This window comes from uncultured Fibrobacter sp. (genome assembly GCF_947305105.1).
Classification (GTDB): domain Bacteria; phylum Fibrobacterota; class Fibrobacteria; order Fibrobacterales; family Fibrobacteraceae; genus Fibrobacter.
The window spans coordinates 11,757-29,046 of record NZ_CAMZCS010000002.1; the positions used below are offsets into that span (position 1 = coordinate 11,757).

At 50.1% G+C, this 17,290-nt stretch carries 17 protein-coding genes and 1 tRNA gene; 13 read left to right on the plus strand and 5 right to left on the minus strand.

Annotation, left to right across the window (positions count from 1 at the left end):
* Window positions 1-51: 51 nt before the first annotated feature.
* The gene (locus Q0Y46_RS01445; protein WP_297944040.1) at window positions 52-930 is read right to left on the minus strand and encodes a hypothetical protein; all 879 of its coding nucleotides are present in this window, start codon (window positions 928-930) and stop codon (window positions 52-54) included.
* A 22-nt stretch (window positions 931-952) separates the two neighbouring features.
* Between Q0Y46_RS01445 and Q0Y46_RS01450 the strand changes: the two genes are divergently transcribed.
* From Q0Y46_RS01450 to Q0Y46_RS01485, 8 genes are all read left to right on the plus strand, one after another.
* The gene (locus tag Q0Y46_RS01450) at window positions 953-1,369 is read left to right on the plus strand and encodes a hypothetical protein (protein ID WP_297944043.1); all 417 of its coding nucleotides are present in this window, start codon (window positions 953-955) and stop codon (window positions 1,367-1,369) included.
* 236 nt (window positions 1,370-1,605) lie between these two features.
* Window positions 1,606-2,055 (plus strand): GNAT family N-acetyltransferase, encoded by a 450-nt coding sequence (locus Q0Y46_RS01455; protein WP_295684886.1) that lies wholly within the window; start codon window positions 1,606-1,608, stop codon window positions 2,053-2,055.
* A gap of 174 nt (window positions 2,056-2,229) precedes the next feature.
* On the plus strand, window positions 2,230-3,564 hold the full coding sequence (locus tag Q0Y46_RS01460; RefSeq protein WP_297944046.1) for an AAA family ATPase: 1,335 nt from the start codon (window positions 2,230-2,232) through the stop codon (window positions 3,562-3,564).
* Window positions 3,565-3,679: 115 nt separating this feature from the next.
* Entirely contained in the window at window positions 3,680-4,300 is a 621-nt protein-coding gene (locus tag Q0Y46_RS01465; protein WP_297944048.1) for a hypothetical protein, read from the plus strand.
* A gap of 74 nt (window positions 4,301-4,374) precedes the next feature.
* Window positions 4,375-5,658: a phosphoribosylamine--glycine ligase gene (gene purD / locus Q0Y46_RS01470; protein WP_297944051.1), complete on the plus strand. Its 1,284-nt coding sequence runs from the start codon at window positions 4,375-4,377 to the stop codon at window positions 5,656-5,658.
* 148 nt (window positions 5,659-5,806) lie between these two features.
* Complete coding sequence (gene purE / locus Q0Y46_RS01475; protein WP_173843278.1) at window positions 5,807-6,280, plus strand: 5-(carboxyamino)imidazole ribonucleotide mutase; 474 nt, start codon at window positions 5,807-5,809, stop codon at window positions 6,278-6,280.
* Between the two features lie 184 nt (window positions 6,281-6,464).
* Window positions 6,465-7,196 carry a DUF3108 domain-containing protein gene (locus Q0Y46_RS01480; protein ID WP_295684899.1) on the plus strand — a complete coding sequence of 244 codons (732 nt, stop codon included), beginning with the start codon at window positions 6,465-6,467 and terminating at the stop codon, window positions 7,194-7,196.
* Between the two features lie 93 nt (window positions 7,197-7,289).
* A complete protein-coding gene (locus Q0Y46_RS01485; protein ID WP_173843276.1) occupies window positions 7,290-8,279 on the plus strand; it encodes a hypothetical protein in 990 nt (329 codons plus the stop codon).
* Between the two features lie 58 nt (window positions 8,280-8,337).
* On the opposite strand, the gene Q0Y46_RS01490 is transcribed toward Q0Y46_RS01485, so the two are convergent.
* Window positions 8,338-8,409, minus strand: a tRNA-Arg gene (locus tag Q0Y46_RS01490).
* Window positions 8,410-8,660: 251 nt separating this feature from the next.
* A complete protein-coding gene (rimO, locus tag Q0Y46_RS01495) occupies window positions 8,661-9,974 on the minus strand; it encodes a 30S ribosomal protein S12 methylthiotransferase RimO (protein ID WP_295684903.1) in 1,314 nt (437 codons plus the stop codon).
* Between the two features lie 113 nt (window positions 9,975-10,087).
* On the opposite strand from rimO, the gene Q0Y46_RS01500 reads away from it, so the two are divergent.
* A complete protein-coding gene (locus Q0Y46_RS01500; protein WP_297944057.1) occupies window positions 10,088-10,735 on the plus strand; it encodes a hypothetical protein in 648 nt (215 codons plus the stop codon).
* Between the two features lie 71 nt (window positions 10,736-10,806).
* On the opposite strand, the gene Q0Y46_RS01505 is transcribed toward Q0Y46_RS01500, so the two are convergent.
* The gene (locus tag Q0Y46_RS01505; protein WP_295684907.1) at window positions 10,807-11,814 is read right to left on the minus strand and encodes an SPOR domain-containing protein; all 1,008 of its coding nucleotides are present in this window, start codon (window positions 11,812-11,814) and stop codon (window positions 10,807-10,809) included.
* 252 nt (window positions 11,815-12,066) lie between these two features.
* Here Q0Y46_RS01505 and rpsU point away from each other — a divergent pair, with 252 nt between their 5' ends.
* From rpsU to Q0Y46_RS01520, 3 genes are all read left to right on the plus strand, one after another.
* On the plus strand, window positions 12,067-12,276 hold the full coding sequence (rpsU, locus tag Q0Y46_RS01510) for a 30S ribosomal protein S21 (protein ID WP_014546541.1): 210 nt from the start codon (window positions 12,067-12,069) through the stop codon (window positions 12,274-12,276).
* Between the two features lie 161 nt (window positions 12,277-12,437).
* Window positions 12,438-12,908 carry a GatB/YqeY domain-containing protein gene (locus Q0Y46_RS01515; RefSeq protein WP_297944061.1) on the plus strand — a complete coding sequence of 157 codons (471 nt, stop codon included), beginning with the start codon at window positions 12,438-12,440 and terminating at the stop codon, window positions 12,906-12,908.
* A gap of 21 nt (window positions 12,909-12,929) precedes the next feature.
* Entirely contained in the window at window positions 12,930-14,459 is a 1,530-nt protein-coding gene (locus Q0Y46_RS01520) for a sigma 54-interacting transcriptional regulator (protein ID WP_297944063.1), read from the plus strand.
* A 7-nt stretch (window positions 14,460-14,466) separates the two neighbouring features.
* Here Q0Y46_RS01520 and Q0Y46_RS01525 read toward each other — a convergent pair whose 3' ends face one another.
* A complete protein-coding gene (locus Q0Y46_RS01525; RefSeq protein WP_297944066.1) occupies window positions 14,467-15,759 on the minus strand; it encodes a hypothetical protein in 1,293 nt (430 codons plus the stop codon).
* Between the two features lie 313 nt (window positions 15,760-16,072).
* Between Q0Y46_RS01525 and tyrS the strand changes: the two genes are divergently transcribed.
* Complete coding sequence (gene tyrS, locus Q0Y46_RS01530) at window positions 16,073-17,290, plus strand: tyrosine--tRNA ligase (protein ID WP_297944069.1); 1,218 nt, start codon at window positions 16,073-16,075, stop codon at window positions 17,288-17,290.

The following is a 17,290-nucleotide window of genomic DNA, read 5'->3' on the forward strand; positions in this document are numbered from 1 at the left end:
TTGGAAATGCAACCATTCAGGATATCCCTGAATGGTCGCTAAAATAATCGCTTACTTTTTGTAATACACAATCTCTAACTGAGCTACGTTAGTTCCCTCTATAAATTCGCTTTCTTTGAGAGCAACGGCATAAAAATCATTTGCGGTTTCTTGGTTGAATCTCGGCCCAATGACCACCCAGAATGCCTCCTTTTCGAAATCTGTGGCGTCTGCAAGCTTGGTCGGTGAGTACTTGAAGTCGGTTGTGTGTGCCGGGGCAGGAGGTAAGTTAGTGGCGGTCCAGTCGTCATCATATTCATGGTTTTGACCATTGCTATACTTGGCAACCTTGTAGCCGTTGACTCCATGAAGTGTTAACTGTCCTGTTAATTCGTCCTTGCTGACTTGAATTTGGGCTTGTTCTACAGGAACCTCGGCATCATTCTTGAATGAGTATCCACGGGTTGTTGAGGTCTGCATTTGACCGGTAAATTTCCTAAGTTCAACTTGCGCAATTGTGCTTCCCGGTTCTGCCTGGCAGTATGCGGGGTCACGAACGAATTCTACGGAATCAATGGTGATGAACTTATCTTCTATTGCGATGTCGTTGCTCGCTTTGAGTATAATGAACAATTTGAATGTTCCGCATTGGGTTTTCGCTGAATCAATTATTTTTGTACCCTGTTCCTCAAAACTAATTGCTACCGTAGGCCCTGTTAGGGGAGCGTATTGAAGTTGTAGTGAGGCGTTTTCGTTTTGGCCGTGTTCGTTCACATGGGCGAGGAGAAAATCAACTTTTGTAAAGAACGGATCTGAATCACTACCGGAGATTGCGGTTGTGTCATGTGCGTCTAAAGTAGCGCTTCCTGAGATAATGAATGTCGTTTTGTCGGCATTTGGGGTGATGCTGATTGACTGGATACGAATGGGGGAAACCTCTGTTGCTTTCAATTCCAGAGAAGAAGATGATTGTGTGGAACTGCTAGATTTGGAACTCGAAGAACTTGATTCAGTATTGTCAGAACTAGAGGATCCTGATTCTGAGTTGTTGGAACTAGAAGAACCCGATTCGGAATTGGATGAGCTTGATTTTGAATCTTTAGAACTAGAAGACGTCGGCTCAGAACTGGAAGAATTTTTTTTGTTGACGGACGAAGAACTTGCTGATTTAATCGTGCTGGAACTGCAGGATTTATCCTCGTTGGGCTTAGAACTGGATGAACTCTGGATATCACTGGATGATTGCTCAATTGATTCGGAATCATCTGGATTGGATATGTCTATTACACCCCTAGAACCATTGCCGTCAGAGCAAGCCCACAGTAGAAGCAATCCAAACCAAAGAATACTAATTTTTTTCATAATAAAATCCTCATTCTTGATAAGATAATATAAAACTTATTTTCTCTTATGGTGCATTTTTTTACGTTAAATGCAAAAAAAACGTTTTTGTTTTGCCCTTGCGCATAAAAATAAAGTATAAAATCTATTTATTTTGAGTTTTTCTCAATAAATAGAATTGAACGATACAGGCGTATATTTGGCTCGGTTGCTATTGGATAAGATTTCCTCCTTAAATATGTATTCTTGACGGCCTTGGCGGAAAATGTTATCTTGGCTCTTCAAATGAAAATCGAATTTGCGACCATACAGGATGTTCCTGAAATTCTTGAATTGCAGTACAAGGCGTTTCGCCCTGTTGCCGAAAGTTTGAACTGGCCCGATGCTCCGAATTTGACAGAAACCGTGGAACATGCGCTCGGGGAATTTCCGAAGTACACGACGCTCAAGATGCTTTCCGGTGACGGAAAGATTATCGGCTCCGTTCGCGGTCGCGTTGAAGACGGCTCGCTTTACATTGGCCGCCTGATGGTCCTGCCGGAATTCCAGAAAAACGGCTACGGACGCATCCTTTTGCGTGAAATTCAATCCCTCTTACCGCATAGCCGCGCATGGCTCGACACCAGCGGCGATGTGCCTGAAACAGTCTCCTTCTATGAACGCGAAGGCTTCCGTACATTCGAAAGCAAACGCTTCGAAAACGGCGTCTCATGGATATTTATGGAAAAGAAGTAAGAACGAAATTATGGGATTCTTCTTGTGAAGCTTGCTTTTTTGAGGGGAAAGAGGTGCTTTGAATTGATTCTGTATTCATGATTGTGTAAAAATGGTTTGACTTTAATTGAAAATTATATATATTTTACCCTGACTTTGTGCAAATATTGCGAAATTTTCTTAAAAGAGGCAAAAATGGGGTTTTATCGTTCGATCGTCCAAGATTTAGAAGAATGGAAGGCGGCTTCGGTCCGTAAACCGGTCATTTTGCGTGGGGCAAGGCAAGTCGGCAAGACGACGGTTGTCAGGGAATTTGGCAAGCGCTTCGACACCTTTATCGAACTTAATCTCGAAAAGAAGGCTGACCGTGATCTTTTCGAGAACGATTTGTCCGTGAAGGATTTGTTTCGTTATATCTGCCTTGAAAAGAAGATTGTGCCACACGGGAATGTCCTGCTGTTTATCGATGAAATCCAGAATTCGCCGAAGGCGGTTGCGCAGCTCCGTTATTTTTACGAGGAAATGCCGGAACTGTATGTGGTCGGTGCAGGCTCGCTATTGGAAGTGATGATGGAACGCCACAAGATCAGTTTCCCAGTGGGGCGCGTTGAATACCGCTACATGTTCCCGATGACGTTCGTGGAGTTTATGGCGGCGTTGGGCGAAGATGCCGTCTTGGAAATGTACCGCGAAAAGGAAATCCCCGAAATTGCGGAAAACAAACTTGCATCCCTGTTTCGCCTGTATTCGTTTGTGGGTGGTATGCCCGAAGTCGTTGCACGTTATGTCGAGACGGAAGACATGTCACAATTGAATTCCGTGTATGAATCCTTGATAACGTCTTACAAGGATGATGTTTCGAAATATGCGAAGAACGCCACGGAGGCGAATGTTATTCGGCATGTGATTGAAACTGCGCCTTTTGAAACAGGGAAGCGAATCAAGTTTGAGCGTTTTGGCAACAGCAATTACAAGTCCAAGGAAATTGGCGAGGCTCTCAAAATTCTGGAGCGCGCGATGTTCCTTTATTTGCGCTATCCGGTGAACGGGCATGAGTTGCCGCTCGTACCAAATTTCAAGCAACATCCGCGTTTGCAGTTTCTGGATACGGGACTTTTGAATTATGCGCTCGGGCTTTCAAGCGTGTATTATAAAGATGTCCAGTTGAGCGATGCGTACAACGGAATGATTGCTGAACATGTCGTGGGCCAGGAACTGCTTGCTTCGCAGAGTGACGTGTTGCACAAGCCGACTCTTTGGATACGCGAAAAGAAGCAGGCGAATGCCGAAGTCGATTTCTTGATTGTGAAAGATGGAAATGTTGTCCCTATTGAAGTCAAGAGCGGTGCGACAGGTTCGCTGCGGTCGCTACATTCGTATATTGACGAGGGTGGCTTTGAGGTTGCTCTTCGCTTGTACAGTGGAAAAAAATCTGTTGAAAACGCCGTGACTCCTCAGGGTAGAAAACCTTACAAACTAGTGAATTTGCCGCTCTATTATGCGGGAAGATTGGCTGAAATTCAGTACTAGTTTTTTATGGCTATGCAAGGGGTTGAACTTCGAAAACGGAGTCTCGTGGGCGTTTATGGAGAAGAATTGCTTGAGTCGGTTCTAGTGATGAATGAAAAATTATAATGGAGGAAAAATGATTTTTCGTATGTGCTTACTTTTATTGTTCGTTTTCGCATTGATGGGGTGCGAAAATGAATTTGTTGAAGAAAAAGACAACGTGAGTGAATACCTCTTTCCGAAACAAAATTTGGATACTGCGGCCTATTTGTTTTATAAGGAAAATTCTGATCGATATTGGGCATTGAGTTGTTTTTTGAGTGATTACTTTCGTTATAAAAAACATGGAGACTTCTTTTCGTTGGATGATGATTTGACTGTGACCCGTGGAGGTTACATCTATTCTAAAAAAAAGAAAAATCCAAAGGTTTGGTCTTCTGTTTGCGGAGTTTATAGGGACCTTTTAGAGGAACAAATTAAAACGTTGGATACCCTAGAAAATGTCGTGAGAAAAGACTATAAAGAAAATCCGGTAGGAAGGGGGGAAAGGGACTATAGCCTTTTTAATTGGGTCGGGATGGATTATCATGGTGGAGAACGACTTGGATATGTAAAGACTACTATTTATGAATGGCGTGAATCCGAAGAACAATTGAGCCGATATTTGGGAAAATTTTTTGAGCGAGGATGTAAGAAACGCGTAAACGAAATTCGTTTGAGAGAAGAAATGGAAAAACCTTCTAGAGTATTTCAATAAAAAAAACGAATGCTTAAAATTTTCGTTTTCCTGTTTTTCTACATTTTTCTCCGTACAAAGATAAGGACTCGTTTATGAATATTCTCGTTGTTGGTAGCGGTGGTCGTGAACATGCGATTGCCCTCGCTGTGAAGAAGTCGCCGATGTGCGACACTCTCGTGTGCGCTCCGGGCAACCCGGGCATGGCAAACCTCGGCAAGTGCGTGCCGGTGGATGTGGCTGACCCGAAGGCCATTGCCGACCTCGCCGTAGCAGAGCATATCGACCTCGCGGTCATCGGTCCCGAAATTCCGCTGGTCGCTGGCGTAGTGGATGAATTCCGCCGTCGCGGGCTGCGCGCTTTCGGCCCGACTGCGGCTGCCGCCGCGCTCGAAGGCTCCAAGGCCTTCAGCAAGGATATCATGAAGAAGTACAATGTGCCGACGGCAGCCTTCGAGACCTTCACCGATCTCGCCTCCGCCAAGAAGTTCCTCGCCGAACACCCGGCTCCGATCGTGGTGAAAGCGTCGGGCCTCGCTGCGGGCAAGGGCGCCATCGTCTGCATGACCGACAAGGAAGCGAACGACGCTGTCGAAGAAATGCTCGGCGACAAGGCGGTCTTCGGCGAATCCGGCAAGACGGTCGTAATCGAAGAATTCATGGACGGCGAAGAAGCCTCCATCTTCGTGGTTTGCGACGGCAAGGACTACGTGATTCTCTCCTCTGCCCAGGACCACAAGCGCGTCTTTGACGGCGACAAGGGCCCGAACACGGGTGGCATGGGCGCCTACAGCCCGGCTCCGGTGGTGACGGATGCTCTCCTCGACGAGGTGAAAAAGACGATTATCGAACCGACCCTCAAGGGCATGGCTGCCGAAGGCAAGCCTTACACGGGCGTGCTCTACGTGGGCATCATGGTGACTGCGAAGGGCCCGAAGGTCGTGGAATACAACTGCCGCCTCGGTGACCCCGAATGCCAGATTGTGCTCCCGCTCTATGACGGCGACGTGCTCGCGTTGTTCGATGCTGCCGAAAAGGGCGAACTCGCGAAACTCGGTGCCCCGAAGGCTCCGAAGGGCAGCTCCGCTATCGTCGTGCTTGCAAGCGCGGGCTATCCGGGTTCCTACGAAAAGGGCAAGGTTGTCACAGGCATCGAAGAAGCCGAAAAGAACGGCGCCCAGGTGCTCCATGCCGGTACCAAGATGGTCGACGGCAAGCTGGTCACGAACGGTGGCCGCGTGTTCGGCGTGGTGGGCCATGGTGCAACGCTCCAGGAAGCCTTGAACATCGCTTACGCCGCCTGCGAAAAAGTTCAGTTCGAAGGCAAGTTCTACCGCAAGGACATCGGCAAGAAGGGCCTTGCAAGACTCGCAAAATAAAAGAGAAATTGGTATAGAGATTGCTTCGCTTCGCTCGCAATGACATGTTTTTTGAACGTCATTGCGAGGAGTGTAACAGAGCCTGCCACGAGTAAAGCGTGGTGGAAGCAATCCAGGCCTGAAGGAATTAGTTTAAAAGGATACGCAAATGGATTTGAAAGAAAATGCAAAGGTCGGTATCGTTGCGGGTAGCAAGTCCGACCAGGAAACTGTAGACAAGATCACCGCGGTGCTCGACCAGTTCGGCATCGCTTGGGAATTCAACATCCTCTCTGCACACCGCACCCCGAACGCCACCGCGAAGTATGCTCGCGAAGCCGCCGGGCGAGGCCTCCAGGTCCTCATCGGTGTTGCTGGCCTCGCTGCAGCCCTCCCGGGCGTGCTCGCAGGGCACACGATTCTTCCGGTGATTGGTCTGCCCTGCGCCGGCGGCCCGCTCAACGGCGTCGATGCTCTGCACTCCATCGTGCAGATGCCCCCGGGAATCCCGGTGGCCACGGTCGGCATCGGTAACGGCAAGAATGCCGGTTACCTCGCCGTCCACATCGTCGCCCTCTCTGATGCCGCTGTTCGCGAAAAGCTCGTCGCTTACCGCAAGGGCCTCGGAGATATAGAGGTCTGAGGCCGCGCTTCGCGCTCTCAGGTCGCTTTGCTTTGAGGTCGGTCGCGTTCCGCTCCCTCTGAGCATGCGCCTGCGGCGCGATTGTATAACCTCTCACCAACATTCCCTAACCACTAATCACTGTTTACTAACCACTATCGTGCATTCTCTCTCTCGTATATTTGTCTATTTAGCTGCGTTCCTCGTGACTGCGTCTTTCGCCGGTGAGCCCAACTTGCCTGTGGTTCAAGCGCCTTGGATGAAGGGCGAAAAGTTGATTTACGATTTGTGCTGGGGGCCGATTACTGCGGGTTCTGCGTCGCTAGAGGTGAAACCTATCAAGGACGGCAAGACGGAGTTCCTCACGTTCGCGACGGGCAACAAGACCATCAATAAGATTTATCCGGTCAACGATACCATCTATACACGTGTGCGCAACAAGGGCCTGATGACGGAGGTTTTCCGCAAGACGCTCCATGAGGGCAGCTACCACAACAAGTCCGTTATTCGCTTTGACCGCAAGGGCGAGAAGGCCTGGCTCTCGGACACGGTATTCCTGGACCCTCCCGAAAAAAGACAGGTCAAGCGCTCTGCCGATACCGCGGTCGCTATCCAGGGCATGGAACACAGCATTATTTCTGCCTTCTACTGGGTGCGGACGATGCCGTTGACGGTGGGGGATACCTCCCGTTTTGCCGCCGTGAGCGGGAAAAAACGTTATGAACTGAAGGTGCTTGTCCATGGGAAAGAAGAATTAGAAACGGCTATCGGCAAGGTCAAGACGGTCAAAGTGGAGCCCGTGCTCGACGGCGACGGAATTTTCAACTCCAAGGGCCGGATTTTCATCTGGTTGACGGACGATGACAAGCGTATTCCCGTGCTGATGCAGTGCGAAATAGCTCTTGGGAGCATCAAGGCCAAGTTGGTCTCAAAATAGAGCTTACATAAAGCAACTTTTACACGTTGATTTGGAAAAAATCGGCTATAATAAATTATATTCCAAAAGTAATTCTTTGTTTTGAGGCTTTTAATGTCTAAAAAACTCATTTTGTTCCTGTGTTTATTTATGTTCGTCGTCATGGCTTCTGCCGCCCCTAAAAAAGCGGCGAAGAAGGCTCCTCCCAAAAAGGCCGTAAAAAAGACAGAGGCTGTTGTTGAAGAGCCTCAAAAAGAAGAAAAAGACGATGAAGAGTTCATCTCGGCTCCCGAGGAATCTCCTAAGGCGGCCGCCAAGGATGACGACGATGATGAAGACGAAGAAGAGGATACTAGTCAATATACTGCAGCTCAGTTGGAAGAACGTCTGTCTCGTCAGAAATTCGAAGAAGAACAGCGCCTGGACGAATACGCAAATTCGCTGCGCCGTCGTGACTGGTTGAAGGACCGTCTCATTCTCCAAGTGGGTATGGGGTCCCGCTATCCTTACATGGGCGAGACGGGTATGGGCATGGGCTTTGGTGCCGGTGTCGAGTATATTACCCGTTGGCATGCTGCTCTGTATGGTTCGTTCGGATTCCTCCCGAAGGGTGAAGACAACGTGTTCGACGGTATTGACCTCGAAGGTGGCTTTGGTTACAAGGTCGGCTTGAACTATTATCTCTTCCCGAAAAACCCGCTGCATCTCGGTATTTCCGCTTCTTACGGTACGGTTTATTTCGACCACGATATCCGCCCGGACAAGAACAAGATGCGCCCGCTTATCACGGTTAACGGTTTCCAGTTCGATGCGCTTATCACGTACTTGACCAACGAATGGTATTATCTCCAATTCTCCTTCGGTATGTATTATGCCCCGAAGCTGAAATCCAAGGACCTCAGCAACCCCAGCTTCGACGTGACCTCCAAGACGGACGAAACGCCGGTGTCGATTGTTGTGAATCCTGATGGCATGAACAAGACCGGTATTGTGTTCGGCATCGCCATCGGTTATGCATTCCCGGAATTCTTCCCGGATGATACGGAAAAGCGCCGTCGTGAACGCGAGAAGGAACGCGAAAAAGCTGGCCGCAACGACGACTAGTCTGGTTTAAATATTTTCTAAAGAAAAAGCCTGCCACGTATGTGACAGGCTCTTTTAATACCCATGTCCGGAATCGAACCGGAATACCTTCCTTCGGAGGGAAGGACACTATCCATTGTGATACACGGGCTCGGCCAATGCGGTTCCGCTTTAGGCGGAACCCATCCGATTTCGGTTTGCGAAATATAGTAAAAAATAGGAGGCGCGGGGCACGAGGTATGAGCGGTGAGCAGTGAGCGATGAGCCTTTGAGAGACTAGAGAATAGAGACTGGAGGCTAGTGAAAAGAATCACGCACTTCGTGCGTTAATAACAGACGGCGAAGCCGTGATATTTCTCCCTAGCCCCTAGATCCTAGATTCTAGATCCTAGATTCTAACCCCTATTCTACTATCTTCACAATTAGCTCATGCGGTTCCGCATCCACGACCAGTGCGTCGTAGAATTCGCCCACGTCGGCGTCGCCTTCGAGCACTTTCACGATGTCGTCGTTCTCCATCGAGTTGCCTTCGGTGCGACCGTAGAAGTGGTATTCGCTTTCTTCTGCCACTTGGTCGATGATGATGCGGACGGTCTTCCCGATCATTGACTCGGCATGTTCGGCATCGAGTTCTTCTTGCAAGTCTGTCACCGCGTCGAGCCTTGCGCGTGCTTCGCTTTCGTCGACGGCGGGGAGGTCCATCTCCATCACGGGTGTGCCTTCTTCGGGGCTGAACACGAAACCGCCCAGGTGGTCAAACTGCACGTCTTGCAGCAGTTCCATCAACTCTTCAAAATCTTCGTGTGTCTCGCCGGGGAACCCGACTAGCACCGTTGTACGCAAGGTAACTCCCGGAATGCGTTCGCGGATCTTGTGCAGAATGTCCACGAGTTCCTTCTTGCGGTAATTGCGCTTCATGTTCTTGAGCATGTTGTCGCTTGCATGCTGGATTGGCATGTCCACATACTTCACGAGGCGCGGTTCGGTTGCCATCAGGTCCAGCAGTTCGTCGTCTACGAACATCGGATACCAGTAAAGCGTGCGTATCCAGGGAATGTTCGTGTTGTCTAGAATCGCCTTCAAAAGCTGAGCGAGTGTGCCGCCCTTCTTGCCCTTTTCACGGCCAAAGTAGGTCGTGTCTTGTGCGATGAGGGTGATTTCTTTGACGCCTTGCTTTTCAAGTTCTTTTGCCTCTTCGACAATGTCTTCGATGCTTCGGGAAACTTGCTTGCCGCGAATCAAGGGGATTGCGCAGTAGGCGCAGCGGCGGTTACATCCTTCGGCAATCTTCAGATAGGCGTGGTGGTTAAAACCGCCGAGGTTCATGCGCGGGAGATTTTCGGCGTCACAGGTCTGCGGTGCGACAATGCCCATCTTCTTCAGGAGTTCGCCCGGCTTGTACGTGCCCACCCAGTAGTCCACCTCGGGTAGTTCCTTGATGAGCTCGTCACCATAGCGCCCTGAGAGGCAGCCCGAGACAATCAGCTTTTGTTTTGCCTTTTTACCCTTGATTTGGGCAAGAATCGCATTGATGGATTCTTCTTTTGCCGCCTCGATGAAACCGCAGGTGTTCACCAGGATGTAGTCTGCCTTGGCGGCAGTGTCGCAGGTCGCAAACCCCGCGTGCAGCATTTCGCCGACGAGGTTCTCCGCATCGACCTGGTTTTTGGCGCATCCTAAGTGGACAACGAAAACTTTGGGCTTCTTTGTGGGCATGCCGCAAATTTAGAAAAACATTAATTCCTAAAAAAGGTTATTTTTTTGTGTAGTTCCTAATTCAAGAAACGGAGAAATATATGCATTTGAAAAAATGGGGTTTTGCAATATTAATGACGGCGGCCTTTGGCTTGACGGCCTGTAGTGGAGATAGCAGTTCTCCTACATCGCCCGGAGCTTCCAGTGCGGAAGTCAATAAAGAAGATAATTCTTCGAATCAAGGCAACGCGGCCGTTTCTGATGGCGACAATCACCCGTCGCAGGGAATAGCGATTTCTGATGATGATGATGACTCCAATGGAAATCAACATGCAGGTCCTTCGCAACAAGGCGCTTCTGTCGAAAATGAAAACCGCACATCTTCGTCAGATGATCAATCCGGAAATGCAAGTAGTACCATGGATTTCTCTTCGGGCGATTATGTGTGCAAAGTAACGAGGACTAGCAACTCTGTAAAAGTGGAACAGCGTATCGAAGGCGTTGCTTCTTACGTTTCGACTGTCTCGGGCAGTACCGGGCGCCTCGGCATAGAATCGGAATTGTGGTACGCAAGTTCTGAAAATGCGCAGTACGAATGCGAAGAAAGTAAGGAAGAGGCGAAAGGCTGGAATGGATCCATGACTGTCACATGTACCTCGAATAACATAAAAATAAGTGAATATGACGAAGGTTCTTTGAATGACCATGAAGAGGATTTTAAAGAATTGTGCGAAGAAGGGAAAGAAAGATACGATAGCGGTTTTTTTAATCAGTACATGTAAAAAAAGAAATTTTATGGAATAAAAAAAAGAGTCCCGTGATGGGGCTCTTTTTTAATAGTGGATAGTAAAACTTATTCCCAATCGTCTCCGTCGGCAGGGGCCTCTTCGACAATTTCTTCCACGACCTCTTCGACTTCAACTTCTTCAGCTTGCTGCTGCGGCTGGGCTTGCGGTTGCGGCTTTGGCTGAGCTTGCGGCTGGGGCTGCGGTTGTGGCTGAGCCTGCGGCTGCGGCTTTGGTTGAGCCTGCGGCTGGGGCTGCGGTTGGGCCTGCGGCTGCGGTTGCGGCTGAGCCTGCGGCTGCGGCTGCGGTTGGGCCTGCGGCTGGGGCTGCGGTTGAGCCTGCGGCTGAGGCTGCGGTTGAGCCTGCGGCTGGGGCTGCGGTTGAGCTTGCGGCTGGGGCTGGGGCTGCGGTTGCGGCTGAGCCTGCGGCTGCGGTTCCGGTTCCGGCTCCGGTTCAGGAGCGGGCTCCTCGTAAGATTGCGTATCTTCGTAGGACTGCGAATTGTTGTAGTAGCTTTCGCCAGCGGGGTTGCCGACATGGTCGTTGCTGCGGTTGTCTACCCACCAATCGAAGTTCAAGGCGCCAATGACTTCCTTGCCGTAGGTCTGGGCGTCAGCGATGGAGGAGAAGAAGCCGACGCGGACGCGGTAATATGTACCTTCCAGTTCGCCCGGGTTTTCAACTTCGGCCAGATAAGCGCTGATGTTACTTTCGGCAAGCTTGTTGGCGATAGCCTGGGCAGACTTCTTGGTTGGCTTGATGCCGACCTGGATAACGTACTGTCCGTCTTGCTGGGGCTGGACGCTTCCGCTCACGAACGGAGCTGCTTTTGCCGGGGCGGGAGCTGCGACTTCCGCAGGGGCTTCGGCTGTCTTGTCGCCGGAAAGCGATTTCAAGGGGACCAGTTCCGGTTCTTCTTCTGCAGGAGCGTCGGCCTTTTTAGGAGCCTGCGCAGAAGGAGTTGCCTTGGATTTGTTCATCTGGGGGACGACATCTTCTTCGCCGGTATTACAAGCGACGAGGAACGCACAGGCAAGTGCGCCCATGCTGAGTTTATAAGCCGAAAGAGATTTCATTCAAAACTCCGGTAATGTTTGTTAGGTAACTAACGATTAAGATTTAGTTACATATCATGCGTTAATATACATAAGTCTTTGATTCTACGCAAGTTATATGGACGAAAAATCGCATTTTTTTGTGATTTTTTGTGAAAAAGGGGGCTTTTGTTCGAAAAGGACCTGCAAAACGACCCCCTCTAGCCCCTTGACGAAGTGGACATTTATAAATATATTTGGGCTCTCAAACTGAATTTTAACCAAAGGAAAATCGTGATCGGCGTAATTGTTAAGTCCAACGAACCTTTTGAACGCGCTCTCAAGCGTTTCACCAAGTCCTGCGAAAAGAACGGCATCATCTCCGATGTCAAGAAGCGCCAGCGCTTCGAAAAGCCTTCCGAAGAAAAGAAGCGCATCGAAACGGCTGCCCGCCGCAAGCGCTTGAAAGAAATCGCTGACCAGAACCGCAAGCGTCTCTACTAATAGTGGTCCGGCTAGTCCGGATGGCTTGGTTGTAGTCCAAGGTTCTCGAAGGGTTTTTGATAAGAGTAATGAGTCGTCGGTCCATGACCGGTGGCTCGTTGCGTGTTTTTAGAGGTCAAACCTAGACGCCAGGACGGGGCGTAAACCGTCCGGAGTAAAACATGAGCAGTGCATTGCTGACAAGAATTCTCGACGATATCAAGGCCGCCATGAAGGCGCACGATTCCGAAACGCTCGGAACGCTCCGTACACTCCATTCCGACATCAAGAACGAAGCCATGAAGTCTGGTGCCACTCCCGCACAGATTACCGAGAGCATCACCGACGAGATGTGTGTCGACGTGCTTGCCCGCAGCGTGAAGCAGAAGCAGGAAGCCATCGAGATCCTCAAGAAGGGCGGCTTCATGGACAAGATTCCTGCCGAAGAAGCTTGCATCGCGCTCTACCGCAAGTACATGCCGGCAGAAATGACCGAAGACGAAGTCAAGGCCCTCATCGCCGAAATCAAGGCGGCGACCGGAGCCTCTAGCCCCAAAGACATGGGCAAGATCATGAAGGAACTCTCCCCGAAGGTCAAGGGCCGTTTCGACGCCAAGCGCGCATCTGTCTTGGTGCAAGAAGCGCTTAAGTAAAAGACAATAAGGTAGGCCACCATGCCCACCTCGCAATCCAAAATCCAGGAACTGGAACTGCTCTACAAGATCAGTTCCATCTTGAACCAGACGCTTGATTTCGAGAGCGTTGCGCACCCGATTTTGGAAGTGGTTGAATCTACGATGGGCGTGGAGCACGCAACCCTTACTCTTTACAACCGCCACACGGGCGAAATCTCGATTGAAATTGCGGAAGGCTTGAGCAGCCGCCAGGCGCGCAAAGGCCGCTACAAGGTGGGCGAGGGCATCACGGGCCGTGTCGTGGAGACCGGCAAGCCCATTATCATTCCCTCGGTCGCAAAAGACCCGGACTTTTTGGACCGTACGGGGCGTGGCAAGACGGAAGACAAGGCGTTCCTCTGCGTGCCTGTGATTATGGAGCATCAGGTGATTGGCGCCTTCAGTGCCGATGTGCAGAATCCCGTGGAAGATGAACTTCCCGAGAAACTTCGTTTGTTGGAAATCATTGCGCAGATGCTCGCGGCTGCCGTGAAACTCCGCCGTGAGGCACGTGAAGAAAACGAAATCCTCAAGGCCGAAAACGAACGTTTGACGCTCGAACTCAAGGATCGCTTCCAGCCCGACAATATCATCGGGCGTTCGAGCGAGATGCAGCGCGTGTATGCGCAGATTGACCAGGTTTCCCGCAGCCCCCTGCCCGCACTCATCGTGGGCGAGGTCGGTACGGGCAAGGGGCTCGTGGCTGAGGCAATTCATTACCGTTCCGACCGCAACATGGGCCCGTTCGTCCGCGTCCATTGCGCCTCGATGCCGGAATCGGTCTTGGACCGCGAACTTTTCGGCAGCGTACGTGGAGCCCTCGTGGGTGTATTTGCCGAGACGCCTGGCCGCGTAGAACAGGCTGAAGGCGGAACGCTGTTCCTTGACGAAGTGGGTGAACTTTCGCCTAACCTTCAGGTGAAACTTTTACGCCTGTTGCAGAACGGCGATGTGGAACGCATTGGTGCTCGCATCGCGAAGAAGGTGAATGTGCGCGTGATTGCGGCCACCACAAAGAATTTACAGCAGATGGTCGAAGAAGGAACCTTCCGCGAAGACCTCTATTATCAACTGCATATCTTCCCGATTTATGTACCGCCGCTGCGCAACCGCAAGACGGACATCGTGCTGTTGGCGGATCATTTTGTGGAACACTACTGCCGCATCGTGGGCAAGAACGTGCGCCGCCTCGCGCGTACCACCATCAACATGCTCATGAGCTATCCGTGGCCCGGAAACGTGCGTGAACTTGAAAACGGAATTGAACGTGCCGTGCTTGTGGCTGACGAAGACGTGATTTATCCGCACCATTTCCCGACCACGCTCCAGACCGCAGAAACAAGCGGTACTCCCGTCTCTGGAAATTTAAAGCGCATGGTGGAGGCCTACGAAAAGGACATCATTTGCGATGCCCTCAAGAGCAGCAAGGGAAAGATTGCCGCCGCCGCCCGCAGCCTCTCTACAACACCGCGTATCCTTACGTATAAAATAAACCAGCTTGGAATAGACCTCGCTGGTTTCGGGAAGTGAGCGCTTCTTATTTCTTTAAGCACTCCTCGATTTGCTTGTTGATGTACGCTTCGTTTGAATCAAGTTTTGCTTGGTAGCGTGGGTTTACAATCGTGTCCCCGTCGCAGATTTGCTTTCTTGCGATTAAAAACCCATCGTTGCAGGATTCGAAGTTAATTTCATCGCATGACCAGAATTTGACGGGTTGTATGGAGCTTAGGCATTCGTTATCCTCTGAAAGGGCCTTACTGATACTGTCAATCTTGTTGAATGCCACTTCGGAAAAAAGGTTTTGTATTTCGAAGCCTGTCGTAAAATCTGTCTTTTGGCAAAGAGGGGATGGTGTAACAGAGGTGGTGCTAGAATCGTTGATTGTCTCTGGAGTAGAATCCTGGCTTTCCGCAGGAAACTTTTGGGAGAATTCTTCATTGGAGTAAATTAAAAAGTCTTTCTCTCTGTATTCGTCTTCGCTATAGGTTTCGTTGTTGTTGCATCTATATTGATATTGGAGGGTTATTTTTGAGGAATCGCACTTCATACTTCCTAGACGATAATCGATGTATGTACTTATGTCTTCAAGTTTGTCTTCTAATTGAGAGAGTTCCTCAATTGAAAGCGTCTGGTTGTTTTCGAGTTGGTTTCTCAATCCATTAGGAGTAATTTTTTTTAGGCTTTTCCAAATAGAGTCCATTATAACAGTATCTTTAAAACAGAATATTTCAGGATTTATGTCTATAAAATGATTGTTGGTTCTGCATATGCTCACGCCAACTTTTTTGGTGATACATTTTTCCTCTTCTATGGATTTCCGCTTGCAGGAGACGCTTGTGTCCGCAGCGAGTCGGTAAAGGGCTTGAGGCTTTAGACAGTTCTCGATTTGCTTGTCGAACACTTCGATTTGCGCACTGTAAATGCTGTCTAGCTTTTCGTAGTAGCGTGCTCTTTTCTTTTCCATCTGGAGGTATTCGTCAGACAGACGTGTTTCGCCATCGCTGCAAACGACGTCCTTGGGAATGGAGATTTCCTGTGTCGTGTCTTGCTGCTGGACTAATGCGGGGATGGTATCGAACATCTTCTTGAGGCATTCTGACGTGCCGGAACTCTTCATGATACTGTCAATTTTGTCGTGGGTTGCGTTTCGTGCTTTCTGGAATGCAACTTCTTCGACATCGTCCGTTGAATAGTCACTTGTGTAGGTCGCAAGGGATGTTCCGTATTGGCACACGCCGCCTGTGGGCTGGCTGCTTTTATCGCTCCCGCATCCGGCCCAGAAAATACAAACAAGTGATAAAACAAAGTATTTCCAAACTCGATTAGACATAGTAAACCTCCTCAAAACCTTTTTTGAATATATATAAGCGAATTTGGGGGCGCAACCAGATGTCCGTTTCTCGTGATATAAAGCAAAGATTTTGTTACATAGGACACGTTCTGTCGGATTTTCAAATTTCCCAATTTTATGGTTTATTCCCCCCTGTCTACTTCCTACTGCCTACTTCCTACCGCCTACTAATTCTATATTTTCGTATGTTATGATAATCTATTCCTTCTACATGGGCTTTGTGTGATTAGCGGTTTAAACTTGTATTTTCCCTAACCACTAACCACCAACCACTAACCACTTAATTAAAAACATGCAATTCCGTCCTGTAAAAGAACAGCTTGAAATTTTGATGCGCGGCGTTATCGATGTTGTGCCGCAGGAAGAACTCGAAAAGAAACTCCAGAAGTCCTACGATACCGGAGTCCCGCTCCGTATCAAGATGGGTGTGGACCCGACGGCTCCGGACGTGCACTTCGGCCACACGGTCGTGATGCGCAAGCTCCGCCAGTTCCAGGATTTGGGCCATACTGTGGTGCTTATCGTGGGTGACTACACTGCCCAGATTGGTGACCCGAGCGGCCGTAACAAGGCACGCCCGCGCCTCACGCACGAACAGGTGCTCGAGAACGCGAAGGAATACCAGGAACAGTTCTTCAAGGTGGTCCGCCGCGACCAGGTGGAAATCCACTACAACGGTGAATGGTTCTCCAAGCTCCCGTTCAGCAAGGTGACCGAACTCATGGGCCAGTTCACTGTGGCCCAGATGCTCGAACGCGAGGACTTCCACAACCGCTACACGGCCAACACGCCGATTAGCCTGCACGAGTTCATGTACCCGATGATGCAGGGCTACGATTCTGTGGCCATCAACAGTGATGTGGAACTCGGTGGCACCGACCAGAAGTTCAATGTGCTCCGTGGCCGTGACCTCCAGATTTTCGAAGGCATGGAGCCGCAGATCGGCCTCTTCATGCCTATCCTTCTCGGTACCGACGGCAAGGTCAAGATGAGTAAGTCCATCGGCAACTACGTGGGCTTGAACGAACCTGCCGACGTGATGTACCACAAGATTTATAGCCTCGCCGACAGCATTGTCGAGAACTGGTTTGAACTTCTCACCAACATCCCGCTTGAAGAAATCAAGCAGATGATGGCCGACATCGCCGCGGGCAAGATGAACCCCAACGATGCCAAACACCGCCTCGCGATTGACATTGTGACGCAGTACTACGGTGCGGAAGCCGCCGAGGCCGCCGCGCAGAAGGAACGCGAGATTCATAGCGGTAACGCCATCCCGAGCGATGCTGCCGAGTGCAGCGTGGCGGCCGGCACCTACGGTGCCCTGGACCTGCTCGTGGAAGTCAAGGCGTTTGCCTCCAAGGGCGAAGCCCGCCGCATGGTCCAGAACGGCGGCGTGAAGATTGCGGGTGAAAAACTCGCTGACCCGCAGGCGACATTTGAAATCAAGGGCTCTGACCAGCTGGTAATCCAGGTGGGCAAGCGCAAGTTCTTCAAGGTGAACTTCTAG